Genomic DNA, 8,446 nt, shown 5'->3' with positions numbered 1-8,446 from the left:
CAGCTAAATATCCGTTTAGATTCAAACAGTAATGCTTATCCGAACGGCATTGGCTCATTGTGAGCGGCGTTTTCTATATTAGTATGGATAATGCCCGCTAAATCATGACATCAAGCTTCAGCTGAAGCCGTGATTTTAAACCTCAATACCTTTAGGCTTGAATCAAGGTCGACATCGACAAACTCAGGTGGGTTGTCCAGACGCTCAATGAATTCAACGCTTGGCGCTTCTTCTACCATCGTCTCGATTAGGAAGTTTGGCGATACTGCTGGTGAGTTAACACAAGCAATCACTTCTCCGCCTTCTGTTAGAAGATCAGGCAAGCGACGTAAGATCTTTTTGTAATCTTTAGTTAGGGCGAAGCTGCCTTTTTGGAACGAAGGTGGATCGATGATCACTAGCTCGTAAGGGCCGCCCTTCTTGATTTTCCCCCACGACTTAAAGATATCGTAGCCAAGGAAGTTAACCGAGCGCATATCGTGTTCATTCAGACGGTGGTTATCGCGACCTTTGTTTAGCGAGCCACGTGACATGTCCACGTTCATGCATTGACGAGCGCCACCAGCGATAGCCGCGACAGAGAAACCACAAGTGTATGCAAACAGGTTAAGAACGTTCTTATCCTTGGCATTATCTTGTACCCACTGACGACCATTACGCATGTCTAGGAACAAACCGAAGTTCTGATTACGGCCAATGTCTAATTGGTACTTAAGGCCATGCTCAACCACAACCGGAGAGTCATTCAACTCACCCCATAGAACCTCTGAAGGCGCACCATCGGCATAACGGTGTTGCAGAACAATGCTTGTGCCCTGCTTTGATTGCCAGATATCTTTGTTGGTGAGTTCAACCAATCCAGCTTTAAGAGATGACAAGAATTCATCGTTGACTTCTTTAAACACGTTAACCAGTAGCTGTCCATCAACCCAGTCACATGTCAGTTGCTCTAGACCAGGCCAAAACTTACCGCGCCCGTGGAAAATACGGCGTAGTTCGTTTGGTACTTCATTAAGTTGCTGTTCAATATGACTAAAAAACAGAGGTAAAGCTGATGCTTCCATTATTTCACTCACTTAGTGTTTAGCTTTGGCCAAGTTAATGACCAAGGTTCAAGCCAACTGTCCAAACCGTTCGACACGGTTTCCTGATGCCACTTCTCACCCAAAGAGTTTAAGCTCCTTGGGTCGCAGACATATTCGTAGGCTTGTGATTGATAGGCAAATCGAATCGCGAAGGCATGTAGATAACCTCTGTCAGCCTCACTCGATGGATTATAAATAGGGTCACCAACAATGGCTGAGCCGATCGACTTCATCGCGACACGGATCTGGTGAGTTCGCCCTGTATAGGGTTTGCATAACAGCAGACGCTCACCGGGTTCAGCCGTTGCTGATAAAAACTGAGTAATCGCCGGGTTCTCTTTGGATGTCAGAAGTTTCCAACTTGAGCGTCGTGAACGCTCCATGTCTCCTGAGATCAAACCTTGCTTTTTCTTTGGCTTCTTAGAGCCAATCGCAAGGTAGTATTTTTCTACTTCACGCTTTGCAAATAGCTGTGAAAGCTCGCTCGCCGCCGACGCATTTTTTGCCAGCAGCAGAATGCCCGAAGTCATTTTATCTAGTCGATGAACGAGATACAGCTTAGGCTCATTAATTGCCTTAGCAACTTCTTGAAGCAACATGGTATCGCCATCGTCTTTGTGGACGCTGACTCCAGGATGCTTATTGATAAGTAAAAAATCAGAGTGGTTCAGAAGAATATCGAACATGTAAAGGCTAGCTCCATTGTAGAACGTGGAGTATACCTCGTCTGAACCCAGATTCCAGCTACGAAAAAGCCCAACTCACTCAATAAATATTGAATCGTTGGGCTTCTTTTCAGCAACTAGCGATCAGTGCGTGGTCTTTACTCGATTACCAATAGGTAAATAGAACCAAGCTACCGCTTTACCCCAGTTTAAACTTACCAACTAATGCTTCTAGCTCAGCAACCTTAGCGTTCAAGCCTGATGTATTTTCGGAGCTACGAGTTGCTAGCTGCAGAGATTGCTCAGAGATATCGCTAATCGCGGTAATGTCCGCTGCAATTTCTTTGGTCACAGCCGTCTGTTCTTCTGCCGCAGTCGCAATAGAGTTAACCATGCTTTGTACATTGCCCGCACCGCTCACAATCGCTTCTAGAGCCGAAACCGCACCTGAGCTTTGCTCAACACCAATCTCAACTAAACGACAGTTATCTTGAGTGTAAGTCACCGCTTCTTGAGTGCCCGATTGAATCGATTGAATGATGCCCGAGACTTCTCGTGTCGCTTTGGTTGTTCTTTCTGCTAGCGCTCGCACTTCATCGGCTACCACAGCAAAACCACGACCAAACTCGCCTGCACGTGCCGCTTCAATTGCAGCGTTAAGAGCTAACAGGTTAGTTTGCTCAGCAATGTCTTCGATTACCTTGATAACGCTACCAATCTGCTCACCGTGAGAACCTAGAGTATTCATTTGCAACGACATATCGCTCATTTGAGTCGACACTTGTTGAATACTCACCACCATCTCAACAATCACGTTGCGGCCATCTTCTGCAGAGGTTTCTGAGCGACGTGCTTCTTCATAAGTTGAAGTACCTTGCTGCGCCACTTCTGAAATGGTCAAGCTTAACTCTTCAGCAGCCGTTGCAATTAAGTTGGCCTTATCAGCTTGAGCAGAAGCGCCCGTTACGATGTCTTGACTAATAGAAGATAGTTCGCCCGTAACAGATTGAACTTCATGGGTCACAGAAGAGATAGAACCTAATAAGTCCACTAACGACTTCTGCATCTGGTTAATCGAACTAGCAAGATCAGCCAGTTCATCACCAGACTCATCGGTAATGTCACCTGCGGTTAAATCACCATTTGCCACGCGGCGTGCTACTTGTTCAACACGAGTCAGGCGATTAGTAATAGAACTCGACAACATATATGCAATCACACAACCGAAGACGATAGCAATCGCAGACAACACCATGATAGTGCGCTCGATGGTAGTAAACGTGTCGGTTAGTGTCAGTAGTGACTGTTCTGTATCTGCGCGCTCACTTGCTGACGCTTGATCCAGTAAGTTCTCAATAGGGATAAGATTGCTCTCATACAAAGATCGTAGCTGTTGAATATTGGCTAGTAGCGCAGCTTCATCATTGATCTTCGGCACAAGCTTTGATTCAAACTCTTGAGTGAAACGCCCCATCAGGTCTTCAATTCGCTGAATACGGCGGTGGTCTTCCGAACCTCTACTCTCCAAACACTTAGCCTGCTCGATAGCTTGAGCAAATTCGTTCTTGTTGGTTCGATAATCATTGAGTGCATTATCGACCAGAGTGATTGCACCCAGAGCATCTCGATAGACATCTCCAGCTTCATCGATCAAAACAAGGTAGGTAACGGTACCCGGTACATCATCTAATCTCATCGGCGCTCTTATGAGCGCCAATAACTTCCATCCATACAATACCGACTAACGTGACAAGCACCGCCAATATAGAGCCAAAACCGGCATACAGTTTCTTTCTCACTGACAATTTCAAACAACACCTACCTAAATCAAAATATAGCTCTAACAGCTATTCGTTCCATTTATATCGGCTATCAGACGGATACCTTTAATGGTTATTTTTCTTAGATAATTAAGTTCCAGACATAAAAAAACGGGAGCTAATGAGCTCCCGTTTATCAAATTACTTTATCTTGCGATTAGAACTTCTTAGAAATCAGCGCAAAACCGGCAATGATACCAATACCTAGTAGCATGATTGCACCTTTACCGCTATCGAAGCCAGAAGAGATACCCATGAACGCAACGATTGCGATAGCTACAGGGATGATGTACTTAACTAGTGTGTACCATAGACCAAATAGTGGGAAAGAGACTTCACCGTCGTTAGTGATTTCTTTCTCTAGGTCTGCACGGTTTAGTCTCCAACCAGCGAAGATACATACCAACATACCGCCAACCGCTAGGAAAATCTTATCCGTTAGTAGGTCGAAAATGTCGAACGCGCCAGTATCAAACAGTGTTGGACCGAAGCCGCCAAGTGATAGAGAAGCGAAGATACATAGAATCGCCATTACAACACTTGCAGACAGTACCGCTGTTACACGCTTCATGCCTTTCTCATCGATTAGGTAAGAAACCACAACTTCAAGTAGAGATACTGAAGATGTTAGTGCCGCAACACTCAAACCAACGAAGAACATAAGAGCAAATAGAAGACCGATTACGCCGCCCATTTCAGCGAATAGCTGAGGAACAACAACGAATACTAAACCAGGGCCCGCTGCAGGTTCCATACCGAACGCGAACATTGCAGGGAACATTGCAACACCAGCTAGAATAGCAACACCAGTATCCATTGCGGTTACCATTGCTGTTGTCTGAACTAGGTTCTCTTTCTTCTTAAGGTAAGAACCGTATGTCATCATACAACCCATACCAAGACTTAGAGAGAAGAATGCTTGACCTAGAGCGGCTAGGATTACATTGCTGTCTACTTTAGAGAAGTCAGGACTGAATAGGAACTCAAGACCAGCCATCGCGCCCGGAAGCATAATGCCTTTGATTGATACTACAATAAGGATAATGAAAAGAAGCGGCATCAGGATCTTACCTGCTTTCTCAATACCACCAGAGATACCTTTCATAACGATAACAACGTTAAGTAGTAGGTATAAGCCCATCCACATTAGTGGTTGAACTGGGTTTGAGATAAAGCCACCAAAGCTATCACCAATTGCTTCTGGTGCGTCTAGAAGACCACCTGCAATTTTACCGATGTATGCGATTGACCAACCGCCTACTACTGGGTAGAAACCCATGATAAGTAGACCACTGAATACGCCGATAACGCCAGCGAACGTCCAACGACGGTCAGTTGTTTTAAATGCACCTACTGCTGATTTTTGCGTATGACGGCCAATCGCAAATTCAGTCAGCATGACACTGAAACCAATAAAAATTACAAAAAACAGGTAAATGGCAACGAATGCACCACCGCCACTTTCGCCTGCTGTGTATGGGAATTTCCAAATGTTACCTAAGCCAACAGCAGAACCTGCTGCAGCCATTACGAATCCTAACTTCGAACCCCAGGTATCGCGGGGTGTTGTGGTTGTATTACTAGTAGCCACGTGTACTCCAAACTTTTGTGTTATGTGATGTTGTGTTTTGCTTTGGGTGGCGTCTTTAAAAGGAAGGTGTATAAATAAATTTACACACCTAAAAGATTTGATTGACGCTCGTTGTCTAGCAAGTAAACCAGTTTAAGAATAAAATTGGAAGAGCATACCGTACAAATTTCGTTAAAGATGTAAATTTTTATGGTTAAATGCCGACTTTTCATACAAAACAATCGTTTTCTTCTTAAGTTGACCAAAACTTAACAACTTTAACCTATTTACATCTTTTGCTCTATTTTGTAAATAGTTGAATCCTTAAATTCCCATATCCGTTAAATAGCATTACTATCTAAGTGTCTCTTTTTTCGAGTATTCAATGTGGATAAGCTTTATCATTTTTTAACTTTGGCCTCTGTTGTTTTGTACTGGGTTCTCGTAGCCGGTGTGACGTTTCGTGTTGTACTAAAACGACGCTCTGTCAGCGTTTCTCTTGCTTGGCTAATGGTTATCTACATTATCCCGATTGTTGGTGTAGCTTGTTACTTCCTTTTTGGTGAGCTAAACCTAGGCAGAAAAAGGGCTGAACGCGCTCATCGTATGTTTACCCCTTTCGGCGACTGGTTCCGTCAATTGAATGATTGCCAACTTCACCAACCAGGGAAAGTCGGCTCCCCTATCCATAAGATTGACGAGCTTTGTAACAATCGAATGGGCATCCCTGCACTCAGTGGAAACACTCTATCGCTGCAATCTTCACCAAACGAGATCCTACACGCAATTATCGAAGATATAGAAAATGCACAAACCAGTATCAAGATGGTTTTCTATATTTGGCATCCAGGTGGCCTGACCGATTCGGTTGCCTCTGCGCTGATTCGCGCTGCAAAACGTGGCGTAGATGTTAAAGTTTTGCTCGATTCAGCCGGTAGCCCTCGCTTTTTCAAAAGCCACTGGCAGTCAATGATGAAGGACGCAGGCGTTCAAGTCGTACAAGCACTAGAAGTGAGCCCATGGCGTATTTTTTTACGTCGCCTAGATTTAAGACAACACCGCAAAATCATTGTGATTGACGAGACTATCGCCTATACGGGTTCAATGAACATGGTCGATCCTGCTCACTTCAAACAAAGTTCCGGCGTTGGTCAGTGGATTGATGTAATGGTCAGAGTGACTGGGCCAACCGTTAATGTGTTATCCGCTATTCATGGCTGGGATTGGGAAGTTGAGACTGGTGAACGCATTCTCCCTGATATACCTGAATGCCCAGTTGAAGAAATCATGACACATCATCCGGTTCAAGTCGTGCCGTCTGGCCCTGGCATGCCGGAATATTTGATCTTACAAGTACTGACCATCGCCATCAATCAAGCGAATCATTCTGTACGTATTACTACACCTTATTTTGTGCCAAGTGCTGACTTACTCGAAACACTTAAGATGACAGCTCAACGCGGCGTAACTGTAGAACTGATCATTCCACACAATAACGATTCACTAATGGTTAAATGGGCTTCTCGTGCGTTTTATACCGAGTTGCTTGAAGCTGGCGTGAAGATCTATGAATTTTACGGTGGCCTTCTTCATACCAAATCGGTAGTGATCGATGAAGAGTTTTGCTTGATCGGAACCGTCAATATCGACATGCGCAGTTTGTGGCTCAACTTTGAAGTGACTCTGGCTGTGGATGATGTGCATTTCACGCAAAAACTGTCTGAGCTGCAGAAATCTTATATCGCTTCATCCCACTCTGTAGAGTTAGAACAGTGGGAGCAAAGAAACCTTAGTAATCGCTTCTTTGAGAGGCTGTTCTACTTGTTCAACCCACTCCTATAATTCCAGCAATGAGTCGATTATGGCTCGTTGTTTCCCCATCGATCATTTTTAACCTTTCACTGTTAACTGAGTGAAAGGTTAAAAATCGTAAGAAAAGCGCAAAAATCCCCGCTCCGCTCTTGCTTTGAACACTCTTGGCATGTTTTAAATAGGACATAACCGATTGATAAGGAATTCACAGCATGTCCGAGAACAAAACCACTAAACTTATCACTGCCGGTCGTGATAAGAAGTGGACCAATGGTGTTGTTAACCCACCAGTACAACGCGCTTCAACTGTCGTATTTAACTCAGTAGAAGAGAAGCGTAAAGCTACGATTAACCGCGCTAACAAGACCCTTTTTTACGGACGTCGTGGAACCAACACTCATTTTGCCTTCCAAGATGCGATGGTTGAAGTAGAAGGCGGCGCGGGTTGTGCACTGTACCCGTGTGGTACAGCAGCAATTTCGAATGCCATTCTCTCTTTTGTAGAAACAGGTGATCATATTTTAATGGTTGACACCTGCTACGAACCTACTCGTGATTTCTGTGACACCATCATGAAAAAGATGGGGGTAGAGACAACTTACTACGAGCCAACGATTGGTGAAGGTATCCAAGACCTTATCAAGCCAAACACTAAGGTGCTGTTTACTGAGTCTCCAGGCTCTGTCACCATGGAAGTGCAGGATATTCCAACACTAGCGCGTATCGCTCATGAACATGACATCATCGTTATGCTAGACAATACTTGGGCGGCTGGCGTGAACTTCTCACCGTTTGATTTTGGTGTTGATATCTCGATTCAAGCAGCGACCAAATACATCGTGGGTCACTCTGATGTGATGCTAGGTACGGCAGTCGCCAATGAGAAATGCTGGGATCAACTAAGAGAGCAAAGTTACTTGATGGGGCAATGTGTCTCACCTGATGATGCTTATTTAGGGCTTCGCGGCATTCGTACTCTTGATGTGCGTCTACGCCAACACGCAGAAAGCAGCTTGAAGGTCGCAAAATGGTTAGAGACTCGTCCTGAAGTTAACCACGTTCGTCACCCTGCTCTTGAGTCTTGCCCAGGCCATGAATTCTTCAAACGAGATTTTACTGGCGGTAATGGCTTGTTCTCTTTTGTACTAAACAACTCTAATATCAAAGCGACGACAGCGTTACTTGATGGAATGACACATTTTAGTATGGGTTACTCTTGGGGTGGATTTGAAAGTTTGATTCTAGCTAACGAACCAAGCAGTTTTGACAGCTTGAGAACTGTTGCCAATCCTAATTTCGAAGGTACCTTGATACGTGTTCATATTGGGTTAGAAGATGTTGATGACCTGATTGCTGATCTAGAGGCGGGATTAGAACGTTATAGCGCTCTGATTTAATCTGAGACGATAGGTCTAATATGCAAAAAAGGCAGGATATTCCCTGTCTCTTATACACAAATCCCTAAGCCACGCTTGGGGATTTTTTTTGAACTAT

General features: G+C 44.4%; 5 protein-coding genes and 1 pseudogene. 2 read left to right on the top strand and 4 right to left on the bottom strand.

The features are described from left to right. Positions 1-110 precede the first annotated feature (110 nt). The 4 genes and pseudogenes from AB6E52_RS22300 to AB6E52_RS22285 all read right to left on the bottom strand — a co-directional run bounded on the left by AB6E52_RS22300 (position 111) and on the right by AB6E52_RS22285 (position 5,161). Positions 111-1,064 (bottom strand): class I SAM-dependent methyltransferase, encoded by a 954-nt coding sequence (locus AB6E52_RS22300; protein ID WP_102320317.1) that lies wholly within the window; start codon positions 1,062-1,064, stop codon positions 111-113. Between the two features lie 8 nt (positions 1,065-1,072). Next, a complete protein-coding gene (locus AB6E52_RS22295) occupies positions 1,073-1,771 on the bottom strand; it encodes a TIGR01621 family pseudouridine synthase (RefSeq protein WP_017060318.1) in 699 nt (232 codons plus the stop codon). A 178-nt stretch (positions 1,772-1,949) separates the two neighbouring features. Beyond that, positions 1,950-3,561 (bottom strand): annotated as a pseudogene (locus tag AB6E52_RS22290) (methyl-accepting chemotaxis protein). Positions 3,562-3,727: 166 nt separating this feature from the next. Continuing rightward, complete coding sequence (locus AB6E52_RS22285; RefSeq protein WP_050543975.1) at positions 3,728-5,161, bottom strand: sodium-dependent transporter; 1,434 nt, start codon at positions 5,159-5,161, stop codon at positions 3,728-3,730. 366 nt (positions 5,162-5,527) lie between these two features. Between AB6E52_RS22285 and cls the strand changes: the two genes are divergently transcribed. Both cls and AB6E52_RS22275 read left to right on the top strand, forming a co-directional pair. Next, positions 5,528-6,982: a cardiolipin synthase gene (gene cls / locus AB6E52_RS22280; protein WP_017065339.1), complete on the top strand. Its 1,455-nt coding sequence runs from the start codon at positions 5,528-5,530 to the stop codon at positions 6,980-6,982. Positions 6,983-7,164: 182 nt separating this feature from the next. Further along, a complete protein-coding gene (locus AB6E52_RS22275; protein WP_017065338.1) occupies positions 7,165-8,349 on the top strand; it encodes a cystathionine beta-lyase in 1,185 nt (394 codons plus the stop codon). Positions 8,350-8,446 lie beyond the last annotated feature (97 nt).

Origin of the sequence: Vibrio sp. 10N.247.311.13 (assembly GCF_041467595.1) — a bacterium.
GTDB classification, from domain to species: domain Bacteria; phylum Pseudomonadota; class Gammaproteobacteria; order Enterobacterales; family Vibrionaceae; genus Vibrio; species Vibrio crassostreae_C.
The sequence above is the reverse complement of the archived record's forward strand: the minus strand, read 5'-3'. Positions and strand labels throughout refer to the sequence as shown.